Source organism: Mycobacterium sp. DL99, from assembly GCF_004762045.1.
GTDB lineage: Bacteria > Actinomycetota > Actinomycetes > Mycobacteriales > Mycobacteriaceae > Mycobacterium.
On record NZ_SJOM01000007.1, the window covers coordinates 4,375,329 to 4,390,605 of the forward strand.

At 64.7% G+C, this 15,277-nt stretch carries 11 protein-coding genes and 1 pseudogene; 5 read left to right on the forward strand and 7 right to left on the reverse strand.

Features of this window, described 5'->3' with window-relative positions:
- The first annotated feature begins 3 nt into the window (after positions 1-3).
- From EYZ64_RS21375 to EYZ64_RS21395, 5 genes are all read left to right on the forward strand, one after another.
- The gene (locus tag EYZ64_RS21375) at positions 4-1,272 is read left to right on the forward strand and encodes an amidohydrolase family protein (protein WP_135456483.1); all 1,269 of its coding nucleotides are present in this window, start codon (positions 4-6) and stop codon (positions 1,270-1,272) included.
- Positions 1,273-1,275: 3 nt separating this feature from the next.
- Positions 1,276-2,235, forward strand: coding sequence for a D-2-hydroxyacid dehydrogenase family protein (locus tag EYZ64_RS21380; protein ID WP_210115547.1), 960 nt, complete (start codon positions 1,276-1,278; stop codon positions 2,233-2,235).
- A 160-nt stretch (positions 2,236-2,395) separates the two neighbouring features.
- Positions 2,396-2,836 (forward strand): MmpS family transport accessory protein, encoded by a 441-nt coding sequence (locus tag EYZ64_RS21385; RefSeq protein ID WP_286175077.1) that lies wholly within the window; start codon positions 2,396-2,398, stop codon positions 2,834-2,836.
- A complete protein-coding gene (locus tag EYZ64_RS21390; protein ID WP_167857911.1) occupies positions 2,836-5,730 on the forward strand; it encodes an MMPL/RND family transporter in 2,895 nt (964 codons plus the stop codon). Before EYZ64_RS21385 ends, EYZ64_RS21390 begins: the two co-directional genes overlap by 1 nt.
- 22 nt (positions 5,731-5,752) lie before the next feature.
- Positions 5,753-6,319, forward strand: coding sequence for a TetR/AcrR family transcriptional regulator (locus tag EYZ64_RS21395; protein WP_135456487.1), 567 nt, complete (start codon positions 5,753-5,755; stop codon positions 6,317-6,319).
- Between the two features lie 28 nt (positions 6,320-6,347).
- On the opposite strand, the gene EYZ64_RS21400 is transcribed toward EYZ64_RS21395, so the two are convergent.
- From EYZ64_RS21400 to EYZ64_RS21430, 7 genes and pseudogenes are all read right to left on the reverse strand, one after another.
- The gene (locus EYZ64_RS21400; RefSeq protein WP_135456489.1) at positions 6,348-6,995 is read right to left on the reverse strand and encodes a dihydrofolate reductase family protein; all 648 of its coding nucleotides are present in this window, start codon (positions 6,993-6,995) and stop codon (positions 6,348-6,350) included.
- Positions 6,996-7,074: 79 nt separating this feature from the next.
- On the reverse strand, positions 7,075-8,640 hold the full coding sequence (gene mbtM, locus EYZ64_RS21405) for a long-chain-fatty acid--ACP ligase MbtM (protein ID WP_135456491.1): 1,566 nt from the start codon (positions 8,638-8,640) through the stop codon (positions 7,075-7,077).
- Positions 8,637-8,906: pseudogene (locus EYZ64_RS21410) on the reverse strand (acyl carrier protein); the annotation flags it as partial. The gene mbtM and the pseudogene EYZ64_RS21410, both read right to left, overlap by 4 nt.
- A 101-nt stretch (positions 8,907-9,007) precedes the next feature.
- Complete coding sequence (locus EYZ64_RS21415) at positions 9,008-9,637, reverse strand: GNAT family N-acetyltransferase (protein WP_135456495.1); 630 nt, start codon at positions 9,635-9,637, stop codon at positions 9,008-9,010.
- Between the two features lie 480 nt (positions 9,638-10,117).
- Positions 10,118-10,867: a dihydropteroate synthase gene (gene folP / locus EYZ64_RS21420; protein ID WP_286175078.1), complete on the reverse strand. Its 750-nt coding sequence runs from the start codon at positions 10,865-10,867 to the stop codon at positions 10,118-10,120.
- Positions 10,868-10,913: 46 nt separating this feature from the next.
- Complete coding sequence (locus EYZ64_RS21425) at positions 10,914-11,804, reverse strand: mycobacterial-type methylenetetrahydrofolate reductase (RefSeq protein ID WP_502703025.1); 891 nt, start codon at positions 11,802-11,804, stop codon at positions 10,914-10,916.
- A 66-nt stretch (positions 11,805-11,870) separates the two neighbouring features.
- On the reverse strand, positions 11,871-15,263 hold the full coding sequence (locus EYZ64_RS21430) for a pyruvate carboxylase (protein WP_135456501.1): 3,393 nt from the start codon (positions 15,261-15,263) through the stop codon (positions 11,871-11,873).
- Positions 15,264-15,277 lie beyond the last annotated feature (14 nt).

The following is a 15,277-nucleotide window of genomic DNA, read 5'->3' on the forward strand; positions in this document are numbered from 1 at the left end:
CCCATGAAGTCCATCGACGAACTCGCCGGCAATCTCGACTTCACCACCGCGCACAAGGGCGCCGAACGCACGGTCACGTTTCTGCCCGAACCGCAGCGGGCCGAACGTCTCTACACCGTGATCTCGGTCGACGATCACATCGTCGAGCCACCGGACACGTTCACCGGCCGGGTGCCTCGCAAGTTCGCTGACCGTGCCCCGAAGGTCGTCGACACCGAGAACGGCGGGCAGACCTGGATGTACGACGGGCAATCGCTGCCCAACGTCGGCTTCAACGCCGTGGTCGGCCGCCCGGTCTCCGAATACGGTTTCGAGCCGGCGCGATTCGACGAAATGCGCCGCGGCGCCTGGGACATTCACGAACGCGTCAAGGACATGGATCTCAACGGTGTGTACGCGTCGCTCAACTTCCCGTCGTTCCTCCCCGGGTTCGCCGGCCAGCGGCTCCAACAGGTGACCAGAGATCGGGAGCTCGCGATGGCCTCAGTGCGGGCCTGGAACGACTGGCACCTCGAAGCGTGGGCCGGCGCCTACCCCGGCCGGATCATCCCGTGCCAGCTGCCGTGGCTGCTGGACCCCGAGGTCGGCGCCCAGATGATCTACGAGAACGCCGAACGCGGTTTCCACGCCGTGACATTCAGCGAGAACCCCGCCATGCTCGGGCTGCCGACCATCCACTCCGGTTACTGGGAGCCGATGATGGCGGCGTGTGCCGAGACGGGCACCGTGGTCAACCTGCACATCGGATCCTCGGGCTCGGCGCCGTCCACCACCGACGACGCCCCGCCGGACGTTCAGGGTGTGCTGTTCTTCGCCTACGCCATCACCGCGGCGGTCGACTGGCTGTACTCCGGTCTGCCCAGCCGGTACCCGGACCTCAAGATCTGTCTGTCCGAAGGCGGAATCGGCTGGGTGGCAGGCCTACTCGATCGGCTCGACCACATGCTCAGCTACCACCAGATGTACGGCACCTGGAAAGCCCTCGGCGAGACCCTCTCCCCCGCCGAGGTGTTCACCCGGAACTTCTGGTTCTGCGCGGTCGAGGACCAGTCCTCGTTCGTGCAGCACGAACGGATCGGCACCGGCAACATCCTGCTCGAAGCCGACTACCCCCACTGTGACTCGACCTGGCCGCACACCCAGCGCACCATTCACGAACAGATCCAGGGCCTGCCCGCCGAGGTGATCCGGAAGATCACCTGGGAGAACGCATCTCAGCTCTACCAGCATCCCGTACCCCTTGCGGTGCAGAACGATCCGAACGCCTACTGATCGATGACCGCACCGCTGCGCGTCGCCGTCCTCGACGACTACCAGGGAATCGCCGACACCGTCGACTGGTCACCGATTCCCCGCCCCGCCCAGATCACGTCACTGCGGGAACACATCGCGCCGGGTCCGGCCCTGGTCGAGTCGCTGGCCGGCTGCGAGGTCGTCGTCGCGATGCGGGAACGCACCCCGATCGACGCTGCGCTGCTCAGCCAACTGCCTAATCTGAAGCTTCTGGTGACAACGGGACCGTTCAACGCCGCCATCGACGTAGCCGCCGCGCACCGCCTCGGTATCACCGTGTCGGGCACCGGCGGAGCGATCACCCCGACGGTCGAACACACCTGGGCACTGATCCTGGGGCTGCAGCGACACCTGGTCCTCGAGGATCAGCGCATCCGCAACGGGCTGTGGCAGAGCACCATCGGCAGCGATCTGCATGGAGCGACGCTGGGACTGGTCGGCGTAGGCCGGATCGGCAGCCGGGTCGCCACGATCGGCAAGGCGTTCGGCATGGACGTCATCGCGTGGAGTCCCAACCTCACCGACGAGCGTGCGGCCAAGGCCGGCGTCGTCCGCGTTGATCGGGAGGCATTGTTCGCCGCCGCCGATGTCGTATCGCTGCACATGGTGCTCGCCGAGAGCACACATGGCCTGATCGGCGCCGCCGAGCTGGCCGCGATGAAACCTTCGGCGATCCTGGTGAACACCTCGCGCGGTGGCCTCATCGACGAGGATGCGCTCGTGCAAGCCCTGCGCGGCAAGCAGATTCGTGGCGCAGCGCTGGATGTCTATCGACAGGAGCCTCTTCCCCCGGGGCATCGGTTGGCCACCCTGCCCAACACCTTGCTGACCCCGCACCTCGGCTACGTCACCGAGGGCGTGATGACGATCTTCTACCGCGACATCGTCGAGGACATCGCGGCCTACTGCACGGGATCCCCGCTGCGTCTGCTCACCGCGTAGGTCACTAAAAAATTCCAGTTCGCAAACAACTGTGAGGTATCTCAATATCCCTTAATGGAACGTTGAGCATCCACTAAAGGCCTGTTACGTTCAGCCGATCAAAACGCGGTCGGATGGGACTTCCGTCGGCATGCGCCGAACCGGAGAGGTGGATTTTGCCGTGGCTACGCTATTTCGGCTCGCCAAACGCTTCTGGATTCCCATGGTGCTGGTGGCTGCCCTTGCCGTCAGCGGGTTGGCAATGAACCGGATGCACGGGATCTTCGGCACTCACATCAACACCGACCCGGGACAGTCCGCCGGCGACGACATCGTGGAGTTCAACCCGAAGCGCGTCGTCTACGAGATCGACGGGCCGAGTGGCACCAGCGGGCACGTCAGCTTTCTGGATGCCGACGCCCAACCCCACACCGAGAAGTTCAGCTCGCTGCCGTGGCGGCACGAGGTTGTCACCACCCTGCCGACGGTGTTCGCCAATGTGGTTGCCCAAGGAGATAGCGAAGTGATCAGCTGCCGGATCGTCGTCAACGGCGAAGTCCGAGACGAGCAGACCGTGAACCAGCACGACGCCCAGGCCTTCTGCTTGGACAAGGCCGCCTGATGGGTAACCACCGAGGAGCCGAAGGCGGATCGCGCATCAGCACGGTCGCCGCTACCCCTGAACACAAGGGCATCGCCCGCGTCATCCGCGTCGCCGCGATCCCGATCATCCTGGCGTGGGTCGTGCTCGTCGTCGTCCTGAACGCGCTCGTCCCCCAACTCGAGGTCGTCGGGCACGAGCACGCCGTCTCACTGTCACCCCAGGACGCACCGGCACTGGTGGCGATGAAGAAGATCGGCGAGCGCTTCGATCAATTCGACTCCGACACGATCGCCATGGTCGTGCTCGAGGGCGACCAGCCGCTGGGTACCGAGGCTCATCGCTACTACGACGAACTGGTCCGCACGCTGCAGGCCGATACCAAACACGTTCAGCACGTTCAGAATTACTGGGGCGACCTGATCACCGCGGCGGGATCCCAGAGCACCGACGGCAAGGCCGCCTACGTTCAGGTCAACCTCGCAGGCAACCAGGGCGAGACGCTGGCCAACGAATCGGTAGGCGCGGTCCGCAAGATCATCGAGGAATCGAATCCGCCCGCAGGCGTGAAAGCCTATGTCACCGGCCAAGGTCCGCTCACCACGGACATGAACGAAGCCGGCGACAAGAGCATGATCAAGATCACCTTCGTCACGATCGCGGTGATCGCGGTGATGCTGATCGTCGTCTACCGGTCGATCGCCACGATGTTGTTGATGCTCATCGTGGTGCTGCTGGAGATGTCGGCGGCTCGCGGAGTCGTGGCGGCCATCGGCCACGCCGGCCTGCTCGGCCTGTCGACGTTCTCGGTGAGCCTGCTGACCTCGTTGGCCATCGCGGCGGGAACCGATTACGCGATCTTCCTCGTCGGCCGATATCAGGAAGCGCGACAGAAAGGTCAGGAACGAGAGGACGCCTATTACACCGCATTCCACGGTGTCGGGCATGTCATCCTCGGCTCCGGCCTCACGGTCGCCGGCGCCATGCTGTGCCTTCACTTCACCCGGTTGAACTACTTCAGCTCCATGGGTATCCCGAGCGCCATCGGCATGTCCGTGGTGGTGCTGGCCTCGCTCACACTTGCGCCGGCAATGTTGGCTGTGGGCAGTCGGTTCGGCTTGCTCGACGCCAAGCGCGAGATCCGCTCTCGCGGTTGGCGCAGACTCGGCACCTCGGTGGTGCGCTGGCCCGTTCCGATCCTGGCGGCGGCCATCGCGGTGGCACTCGTCGGACTGCTGGCTCTGCCCGGCTACAAGACCTCGTACAACGAGCGGCTCTACATCCCCAAGGATCTGCCGTCCAACGTCGGATACGCCGCTGCCGAGCGACATTTCACTGCCGCGCGGATGAACCCCGACCTCCTGCTGGTCGATGCGGGCCGCGACCTCCGCAACCCTGCCGACATGATCGTGCTGGACAAGATCGCCCGCGAGCTGATCCGCGTACCCGGTGTCGCGCGCGTGCAGAGCATCACCCGTCCACTGGGCCGCCCCATCGCGCACAGCTCCGTGCCGTTCCAGGTGAGCATGCAATCGGTGTCGATGACCGAGAACCTGCAGTTCCTGCGGGAACGCATGGGCGACATGAATACGCTCACCGACGATCTCGGCCGGATGATCACGATCATGGAGAACATGCTGGGCCTGATGAACCGGATGACCGGCATCACCCACGAACTGACCGCCAGCATGAACGACATGCAGGCGAGTACCAACGAAATGCGGGATCACATGGCTGATTTCGACGATTTCATGCGGCCGATGCGGAACTATCTGTACTGGGAACCGCACTGCTACGACATCCCGATGTGCCAATCCATGCGCTCGTTGTTCGACGGGCTCGACGGCATCGACACCATGACCGAAACTCTCTCGGATTCGGTGAAGAACATGAACGAGATGGATCAGCTGATGCCGCAGTTGGTGGCGCAGCTGCCACCGATGATCGCCATCTCGAAGTCCATGCAGGGCACGATGAAAACGATGTTCAGCACGTTCAACGGGCTCGTCGACCAGATCGCCAAGATGACCGACACGGCGTCGGTGATGGGGCAGGCGTTCGACGACGCCCGCAACGACGACTCGTTCTATCTGCCACCCGAGGCGTTCGACAACCCGGACTTCAAGCGCGGGTTGGCGCTGATGGTGTCGCCGGACGGTCAGGCCGCGCAGTTCATCATCACCCACGACGTGGATCCGGCTACCTCCGAGGGTATTTCGCATGTCGACCCGATCTTGAAGACGGCCCGGGAGGCGATCAAGACGACGCCGCTGGCCGACGCCAAGATCTATCTCGGCGGCACCGCGGCCACCTACAAGGACATCCAGGTGGGCGCCCAGTGGGACCTGCTGATCTCAGCCTGCGGCGCGATCACGTTGATCTTCATCGTGATGCTGTTGATCACCCGCGCCCTGATCGCGTCGTTCGTCATCGTCGGCACCGTGATCCTGTCCCTGGCCGCATCGTTCGGCTTGTCGGTCCTGGTGTGGCAGTACCTGCTCGGGATCGATCTGCACTGGATGACATTGGCGTTCTCGGTCATCATCCTGCTGGCGGTCGGATCGGACTACAACCTGCTGGTGGTCTCGCGGATGAAGGAAGAGATCGGCGCGGGCATCAATACCGGCATAATCCGGGCCATGGGCGCCACCGGCGGCGTGGTCACCGCGGCCGGCCTGGTGTTCGCATTCACGATGGCGTCGATGGCCACGAGCGATCTGATTGCGATCGGGCAGGGCGGCACGACCATCGGCCTGGGCCTGTTGTTCGACACCCTCGTCGTTCGCTCGCTGATGACACCGACGATTGCCGCGATCCTCGGCCGCTGGTTCTGGTGGCCGCTGCCCGTGCGCCAGCGTCCAGCGCGTTTCCTCTCTGATCGGACAACACCGATACCGGTGGCGAGAATGTCGTGACCCGCGTCGATACCATCGACTCATGAGCACAGGCGAGCTCTCGGCCACCCAGTCGCGCACCCGTGGTGCGATCATCGAGGCCGCCGCCGCAGTCCTAGCTGACGACCGGACCGCGACGTTGCCCGATATCGCGAAGGCGGCCGGGGTCGGCCGCACCACGGTGCACCGTTACTTTCCCGACCGGGAATGCCTGATCAACGCCACAATTATCGACTCGGTGCAGGTCCTGACCAACGCCGTGGCCGCTGCCGCGCCTGAGGACGGCTGCGCGATCGAGGCGATGCGGCGCGTCATCAACGCCATGATCTCGGTCGGTAACCGGCTCCTGTTTCTCTTCGACGACCCCACCGTTATTCGCGGCCTGCCACCCGAGGCGGTGCCCGACAACAGCTATCTCACCAATCTGATCGAACGCGGCCAGGCCGAAGGTGTGTTCGATCCGGAATCGAGCACACAATGGCTCGAACACGCGCTCTACGGTCTGGTCATGTGGGCCTGCCAGGACTCCAAGAACGGCCTCATGCCACAGCACGCGGCCGCCCCCGCCGTCATCCGCACCTTCGAGCGCGGGGTGCGTACCCGCGATTGAGGTACGCATTCACCGTGCTCAAGCAGGCTCAGCGACGCCAGAACAGATGATGGGTGACCGCGCCGCCGGGGCTGGGTACGACGTCGTGGTGAAAACGGTCGTTCAACTCATCTGGTGATCCCCAGAGCCGAGTCCCGCTGCCCAACTCGACCGGCGACACCGCCACATGCAGGGTGTCGACCAGGTCGGCGTCCAGGAACTCCCGGATGGTGCTCGCTCCCCCGCCCAACCGCACATCCTTGCCCTGCGCCGCGGCCCGGGCCTGCTCCAGCGCGCTCGCCGGATCGGCGTTGATGAAGTGGAACGTGGTGTCGGACAGTGTGAACGACGGGCGCTCATGGTGGGTCAGGACGAAAACCGGGGTGTGGAACGGCGGCTCGTCACCCCACCAGCCTTGCCATTCGTGGTTTTCCCAGGCGCCACGGTAGGGACTGAACTTGTTACGGCCCATGATCTCGGCACCGATGTTGTTGTGGAAATCTCGGGTGAGGTAGTCATCGAGGCCGCGACTCCCGCCGGGCTCCGTCCGGTTGGGCCAGCTTGCCGTCGCACCGGCCCAGGCGAACATCGTCCCGGGGTCGGCGTGGCCGAACGGGCGCTCGAAGCTCTGGTTCTCGCCGGCGCCGAATCCGTCGCCGGAGACATTGAAGTTCTGGACTTTGAGCAGCTGGGCCACGTGTTCTCTCCCGATCGGTCAGCAATGGATGCTGTTTGGACTCGGGACGAGGGTAAAACTCATCGCGCCGACCTGACGGCTACCGCGCCGACTCCAGTTGGCGACGGACCTCGAGGCGCCGGAGTTTCCCTGACGACGTGCGTGGCAGCGATCCCGGCGACATGAGCACGACGTCGGCAGGCGTGACACCGCACACCGACACGACCCGCCGGATCACGGCGCTGCGAGTGGTGTCCTGCTCGGTCCCGATGAACTCCGCTGCCACCAGCAGTCGCGATTGCGCGGCGCCGGATGCCGTACCGACCGCGACGACGGCCCCCTCTCGGACGCCGTCCACCTCGCCGACAACCTGCTCGATCTCGGTGGGGAAAATGTTGCGTCCGGCGATCGTGATCATCTCTTTCGAGCGCCCGCAGATCACCAGCGCGTCGTCGACCAAGTAGCCGATGTCGCCCGTCGGGAACCACGTGCCGTTGCTGCCCGCGTCGGCGGGTGCGTCCCCCAGGTACGACGTCATCATCGACGAGCCGCGGATCTCGACTTCGCCGGCCGTACCGGATTCGTCATGCGCAGAAGGGACGATGCGAATCTCCATGCCCGGCACCGGACGACCCAGCAGCGCGTAGCGGCGGGCGGTGTCCGCAGCGTCCGGGATGTCGATGCGCAGGCCTTCCCCGGGTGCGGGGATCGTCACCGCGCACGTCGACTCGGCCATCCCGTAGGCGGGCGCCATCGCTGCAGCATCGAAACCGAACCTGCTCATTCCGACGGCGAACCGATCGACACCGGCACAGTCGACGGGCTCTCCCCCGTTGATCGCGATCCGCAGCGCGCCCAGATCGACGTCGGATACGCGATTGGCGAATCGTCCGAGCACCGAGTAGCCGAAATTCGGCCCGGCGGTGAGGGTGGCGCCGGATTCGGAGAGCCAATCGGCCCACCGCAGTGGCGCGGCCGAGAACGCGCCCGTCGGCGCCAGCCACAATGACCCGCCCGACATCGTCGATGTCAACACCATCGCCAGGCCCATGTCGTGGTAGATCGGCAACCACGAACACCCGACATCGTTGTGGCCCAGGGACAATCGCCGGGTGACCGCCAGAATGTTGTTCAGCACGGCCTCCGGTGCCAGCACCGCGGTGCGCGGAGTACCGGTGGATCCGGCCGTTCCCTGCAGGATGGCCACGTCAGCATGGTCAGGGTACTGCAGGTTCCTGGACGTGGATGTGCGTACCGCATCGGCGATGTCGCACACCGCCAGCGGGGAGCCCGCATCCCGGAGCAACTGCAGGGTGGCGCCGTAGCTGAATACGGTGGTCACGCCGATGTTACTGAATCGGGACAGCGTCGCGTGCGCCCACTCCGACGGTTCGGCGCCGCGCTGGGGACGCGGAAGGATAGACACCCCGGCACCCGCCAGCCATGAACCCTGAATGGCGGCAATCAATTCCACCGTCGGTTCGCCCACCAGTCCCACCGCACCGGGTTGGTCCCGGCCCAGCAGGTAGGCCGCAATGCTCTCGGCGATTCCGTGCACCTCGGGCCACGGACGCCGCTGCCAGGTATCGGTCTCGCGATCCAGGACCACCAGGTCGTGCGGTGAGCCGACCATTGCCTCCCGCAAGGCTCCTGCGAGCGGGTTCACGCTGCGCTCCCGCGGTCGATCACCGACTGCAGATCGCCGACGGTCCGGCAGGTGATGAGGTCTTCCTCGCTGAGCTGCACACCGAACTTCTCCTCGATGGTCACCAGGCCCACCGCGAACGACACCGAGTCCATCCCGAGGTCATCGACGAGACGTGTACTGGCACTGAGTGATTTACATGGGAGTTCGAGATCGTCACGCAGGACGGAGACCAGCCCGTCGGTCACAACGGGCGATGTCGATGAATTGGTATCGGTCATATGTGAGTATCCGGCTGGCCGATGAGACCAAGCCTCACCTTTCGTTTCCGTTACGGATCAATTGATTTGGAACCGACTGTCGGGCAGCCGGATTGAACAGTCTGGTGTCAAGCCATCCATTTCCGGGCGGTGTCCCGGTCGAGTTGGTAGAGCGCCATCCTGCGGTTGGACATCTCGTGCTCGCCGAGGAACCGGCACCCGGCGAACTCACACAACCCCCGAACCGTTGCGTTGCGGTGATCCGGGTCGAACATGATCCGCTCACAGTCGGGATCGGCGGCCAGGACGCTTGCGACGATTTTGGGCAGCAGCATCGGGCCGAGCCCCCGGTTGACCAATTCCTCGTCGGCAATCGCGCCGTGCAGCCCCAGATCGTGCGGCTCACTGTCGTAGCGATCGGCGATGGAATCTTTGGCGGCACGGTAGATTTCGAGGTAGCCACGGTCCACCCCGCCGATGTTCAGGATGAGCGGTAGTGAATAATCGCCCTCGACCTGCGCTTTCAGATGATTCCGCCAGCGCTCGATCGGCCAGTCATATTCCCAGGTCTCGGCCAGGTGCGGCCGATTCATCCACTCGGCGATCAGGGTCGCGTCATCATCGGTGGCGACCCGAATCGCGCTCGGCCGCAACAATTGCGGAACTGGAGGAGCCGGGGTGCGCCGTACAGCGTCGGAAACGTTCTTGAGTTCTCGAGGAAGCACGGGCCCATCCGGCGGATATCCAGCGGGCCGCATCGGAGATTCGGCCGTGGAGCCGCGCCGCATTCGAGAATGCACATCACCAGTTGCGCTGTGCTGCAGCACTTCATCACACGTCAAATGCCCATCCCCCTGCCTCCGGCGCTGATCGGGGGCGCCACATACGTGTGCGCGCCACGCCCAGACCCGCAGCCTCCTTAGACCAGCGAGGTGAGACTAACCAAAACTTCTCCGGCGGTGGGGCGTCCCTTTGAGCGCGTGCGCCGGCCCTCGATCGGGCTTGCAGTCACCGTCAATTTTTCGAAGCGAACTTTAAACATGCTGAACAACAGGCTTTTCCAGATAATCAGCAACGGTGACGCACTGGCCGGCCAGGCGCCGGCCCTCGACCTTGGCACCGAGAGCCGCCATGCTGCTGGTGGGCGCTGCCGGCGAACGCCACGGCGGAGAACATCGGCAGGTTGTGGTCGACTTTCTCCACCAGCACAGCATCTCAGCCAATTCCAGGCTGTGCGGTCAGCCCCAGATCGCCTGCAACATTGCGATGGTGTCCAACGTCTCGACGACATCATGAACTCGGATGACATCGACACCCGCCGACCACGCGGGCGCGACAACGGCCAGCGATCCCGCCAGGCGTCCGGCCACTGCGCGTCCAGTGACGTTGCCGACGAATGATTTTCGGCTCGCCCCGAGCAGCACCGGAAACCCGTGACTGCAGAGCTCCGGAAGCCGGCGCAGCAACTCGAGGTTGTGCCGAGGCGATTTGCCGAATCCGATGCCTGGATCGATCCACACCGGAGCGGCGCCGCCGGCGGCGGCCGTCTGCGCGACGCCGGTGACGGAACATGTCACCTCGCCGACCACATCCTCGTACTCCGGGAATCCGCTCGCGAGGACGGGAACTGTGTGGGCGTGCATGCTCACGTACCCGACACCGAGCCGACCCGCAACATCGTAGAGCTTGCCCGAGACGTCATTGATGATGCCGGCACCGGCCAGTACCGCCTCTTCGGCCAGCTCTCGATTGCGCGTGTCCACGGACACCGTGCCCAGCTGGGCAAGTGCAGCGACGACCGGAAGCACGCGGTTGCGCTCTTCGTTGATCGACACTGGTGTGGCCCCCGGGCGAGTGGATTCCCCACCCACGTCCACCGCCCACGCCCCGGCTTCGAACATCCTTCGCCCCGCGGCGATCGCCAATGCGGTGACATCGAATCTGCTGTCGACCCAGAAGGAGTCGGGAGTGGCGTTCAGGACCCCCATCACTTTCATCTGGCCGGGTTTGGACCGTGCGTTCATCGCGGTCCGATCAGGACGCCTGTTTCGGTGACCAGTACGCCAGCATCTCGACGAATGCCTCGAACGCCGGCCGGGAGGCGCCATAGGGCGCTTCGAAATGCAGGCTCAGCGGAAACCCCAGGTCGGCCACCCCGTCGATCACCCTCTTGTAGAGATCAACCAATTGCCGCCGTTTCACGGCGGGCTCACCAGCGGCCAGGGATCTGACGAATGCCTGCTCCTGTGCAACAACGTCATTGCCGGGGTCCTGGATCAGCCAATCGATGAGGCCGACCCTGTTCTCCATCTTCGGCACGAAACCGAACGACAGCAGAACCTCTGGCCTGTGGTCGCTCTCCAGGGCGAACTGCTGCAGAAACCCGACCACCGCATCCGAGTACAGCAGCTGCGTCATGGCGAACGTGGCGCCCTTGTCGCATTTGAAGGTGAAGCGACTGTGCTCGGCATCGCGGGTCGGGATCAGGATCACCCCGCGGTTCTCGACGAGACCGTCGAATTTGGACAACGCGTCAGCCGGTGCGACGCCGTCACCTTCGCCGTCGCTCATCGTGCGCGGCACACCGACGAAGATCACGCCGTCGAAACCCGCCGCGCTCAAATCGGTCAGCCGATCGCGCAGCACCGCTTCTTCGGAGAACGACGTGACCTGCGTGCACAAGCCACGCACGCCCGGAAGCTCGGTTCGGATAGCCCGCCAGTAGTCGAGGACGTCCATCTTGGGCTTCATCTCTATCGGGCGGTCACCATCCTCGGCGATCATCGCCGGGATCATGACGTGGCCGAGCCGTCCTGCTACACCGCATTCCGTGGCCAGCCGCGCCACCTTCTGCGCTTCCTCCACCGCGTAACCTGCTCCGCGATCGACATTGGGCGGGACCAACTCAAGCGCGACGGTGTTCAGGGACACGAATACCTCCAATTGCGGCTGCAGATTCTCCGGCCGCACAGGGCCGAATTGGTCAGCGCACTAACTGACGACGACGAGGAGGTCATTGCCCTCCACCTGAGCAGTCCGCGCGACCGCGATCCTGGTGACGGTGCCAGATGCGGGCGCGGTGATGGCCGCCTCCATCTTCATCGCCTCGATCGTCGCGATCGACTGGCCGGCTTCGACGACCTGGCCCTCAACAACGTTGACTGAAACCACACCAGCGAAGGGAGCACCGACATGGGCGACATTGGTCCGGTCGGCCTTCTCGGCAACCGGGACCTCGCCGGCGATACTGCGGTCGCGCACCACGATCGGCCTCAGTTGCCCGTTGAGGATGCACATCACGGTGCGCATGCCGCGCTCGTCGGCTTCGGAGATCGCCTCGAGCCCGATCAACAATTCGACCCCGGGATCCAGTTTGACCCGGTGTTCTTCGCCGTGGCGCAGACCGTAGAAGAACTGATTGGCGCTCAATCGTGAGGTGTCACCGTACTCGTCGCGATGAGCTTGGAACTCCGCGGTGGGCCCGGGGAACAACAACCGGTTGAGCGCCGCCTGCCGCTTGGGCCCCGGTGCGGCCAACAAGGTTCCATCCTCAGCGGACAAATCTTGTACAGGTTTGGCCGGGCCCCGACCATCGAGCGCCTTGGTGCGCAGAGGCTCCGGCCATCCGCCCGGAGGGTCTCCGAGTTCACCACGCAGAAAGCCGATCGCGCTGTCCGGAATGTCGTAGCGAGCCGGGTCCGCGGCGAATTCCTCGGCACCCACACCCGCTCCGACGAAGGCCAGTGCGAGATCGCCCACCACTTTGCTCGACGGCGTGACCTTCACCAACCGACCCAACATCCGGTCAGCGGCAGCGTAATTCGCCTCGATGTCTTCGAACCGGTCACCCAGACCCAATGCGATGGCCTGCTGGCGCAGATTGCTCAGCTGGCCGCCGGGGATCTGATGGGTGTAGACGCGCCCCGTCGGGAACGAAGGACCCGACGCCGCAACATCAAAGGGCGCGTAGACGCGGCGCAATGCCTCCCAGTACGGCTCAAGGTCGCAGACCGCATCCAGCGACACACCGGTGTCGAATCGGCTGTGTGCGGCAGCGGCCACAATTGATGACAGCGACGGCTGACTTGTGGTGCCGGCCAACGGCGCTGCGGCACCGTCGACGGCATCGGCTCCGGCATTCCACGCCGCGACATAGGTGGCCAGTTGGCCGCCGGGAGTGTCGTGGGTGTGCACGTGGACCGGAAGGTCGAACCGTGACTTCAGGGCAGACACCAACGTCGCGGCGGCCGGCGCCCGCAGCAGCCCGGCCATGTCCTTGATCGCCAGCACGTGGGCTCCGGCGTCGACGATCTGCTCGGCCAAGCGCAGGTAATAGTCCAGGGTGTAAAGGTTCTCGCCCGGGTCGGAGAGGTCACCGGTGTACGACATCGCGACTTCCGCGACAGTCGTGCCGGTACGCCGGACCGCGTCGATGGCCGGACGCATCGAATCCACATTGTTGAGCGCGTCGAAGATCCGGAAGATATCAACACCAGTCGCCGTGGCTTCCTCCACGAACGCACGCGTCACCACCTCCGGATAGGGCGTGTAGCCCACCGTGTTCCGGCCCCGCAACAACATCTGCAGACAGATGTTGGGCAGTGCTTCGCGCAACGCCGCCAACCGCTCCCACGGATCCTGCTTGAGGAATCGTAGTGAGACGTCGTAGGTCGCGCCGCCCCAGCATTCGACGGACAGCAACTGCGGCATCATCCGCGCGATGTAGGGGGCGACACGTAGCAGTCCGCTCGTGCGCACCCGGGTAGCCAACAGCGATTGATGTGCATCGCGAAAGGTGGTGTCGGTGACGCCGACGGCGTCGGTGTCACGTAGCCAGGCGGCGAAGCCTTCCGGCCCCAACTCCGTCAGGCGCTGCTTGGACCCAGGGGGTGCAGGCACGCTCAGATCACAGGCGGGCAGCTTGTCGCGTGGATAGACCGCAGACGGCCGCGGGCCGTGCGGCTGATTGACCGTCACATCGGCCAGGTAGTTCAGGATGCGGGTGCCACGATCGGCACTACCGCGCGCGGTGAGCAGCTGCGGTCGTTGTTCGATGTACGACGTCGTCACCCGGCCGGCGACGAAGTCGGGATCGTCCAGAACCGCTGCCAGGAAAGGAATGTTGGTGGCCACTCCGCGAATCCGGAACTCCGCCACGGCGCGTCGCGCCCGGGCCACAGCCGTCGGGGAATCGCGGCCGCGGCAGGTCAGCTTCACCAGCATCGAATCGAAATGCGCGCCCACTTCGGCGCCGAGATTGGTGCCGCCATCGAGGCGGACGCCGGCACCACCCGGTGACCGATACCCGGTGATGCGACCGGTGTCGGGGCGAAACCCGTTGGCCGGGTCCTCGGTCGTGATCCTGCACTGCAGGGCAGCACCCCGGATACGTAGGGCGTCCTGGGCGAGTCCGAGATCGGACAGGGATTCCCCGGCGGCGATCCGCAACTGGCTCGATACCAGGTCGACATCGGTGACCTCTTCGGTCACCGTGTGCTCCACCTGGATCCTGGGGTTCATTTCGATGAACACGTGATCGCCGCGTTCGTCGAGCAGGAACTCCACCGTGCCCGCGCAGGTATAGCCGATCTGGCGGGCAAAGGCCACCGCATCCGCGCAAATACGTTCCCGCAGAATCGGATCGAGATTCGGTGCCGGCGCCAGCTCGATCACCTTCTGATGGCGCCGCTGCAAGCTGCAGTCGCGTTCGAAAAGATGAATGACGTTGCCCTGGGTGTCCGCCAGAATCTGCACCTCGATGTGGCGCGGGTTGATCACCGCCTGCTCAAGGAACACCGTGGGATCGCCGAACGCGGACTGTGCTTCTCGACTGGCGGCCTCGATCGCTTCCCGCAGGTCGGCCGAGTCTTTGACGCGACGCATCCCGCGGCCTCCGCCGCCGGCAACAGCTTTCACGAACACCGGGAAGCTCATCGATTCCGCTGCGGCCAGCAGTTCTGAGACCGAACTCGACGGAGCCGACGATGCCAGCACAGGCAGGCCCGCCTTGCGCGCCTCGGCAATGGCTCTGGCCTTGTTCCCGGTCAGCTCCAGCACATCAGCCGACGGCCCCACAAAGGTGATCCCCGCCTTCGCGCATGCCCTGGCCAGTTCCGGATTCTCCGAAAGGAACCCGTAGCCCGGATAGACCGCATCGGCGCCTGCGTGCCGGGCCACCCGGATGATCTCGTCCACCGACAGATAGGCACGGACCGGATGGCCGTTGGCACCTATCTGATACGACTCATCGGCCTTCAGCCGATGCTGAGAGTTACGGTCCTCGTGCGGATAGACGGCAACCGTCGAGAGCCCGAGCTCATACGCCGCGCGGAATGCACGGATGGCGATCTCTCCCCGGTTGGCGACCAGAACCTTGTCGACCACTGTTTCCTTTCAAC

Bases quoted from the DNA above. Each gene is read 5' to 3' on its own strand.
- folP (WP_286175078.1), bottom strand. From the start codon at position 10,867: ATGGGGGTCCTGAACGCCACTCCCGACTCCTTCTGGGTCGACAGCAGA.
- EYZ64_RS21395 (WP_135456487.1), top strand. From the start codon at position 5,753: ATGAGCACAGGCGAGCTCTCGGCCACCCAGTCGCGCACCCGTGGTGCG.
- EYZ64_RS21415 (WP_135456495.1), bottom strand. From the start codon at position 9,637: ATGCGGCCCGCTGGATATCCGCCGGATGGGCCCGTGCTTCCTCGAGAA.
- EYZ64_RS21380 (WP_210115547.1), top strand. From the start codon at position 1,276: ATGACCGCACCGCTGCGCGTCGCCGTCCTCGACGACTACCAGGGAATC.
- EYZ64_RS21390 (WP_167857911.1), top strand. From the start codon at position 2,836: ATGGGTAACCACCGAGGAGCCGAAGGCGGATCGCGCATCAGCACGGTC.
- EYZ64_RS21375 (WP_135456483.1), top strand. From the start codon at position 4: ATGAAGTCCATCGACGAACTCGCCGGCAATCTCGACTTCACCACCGCG.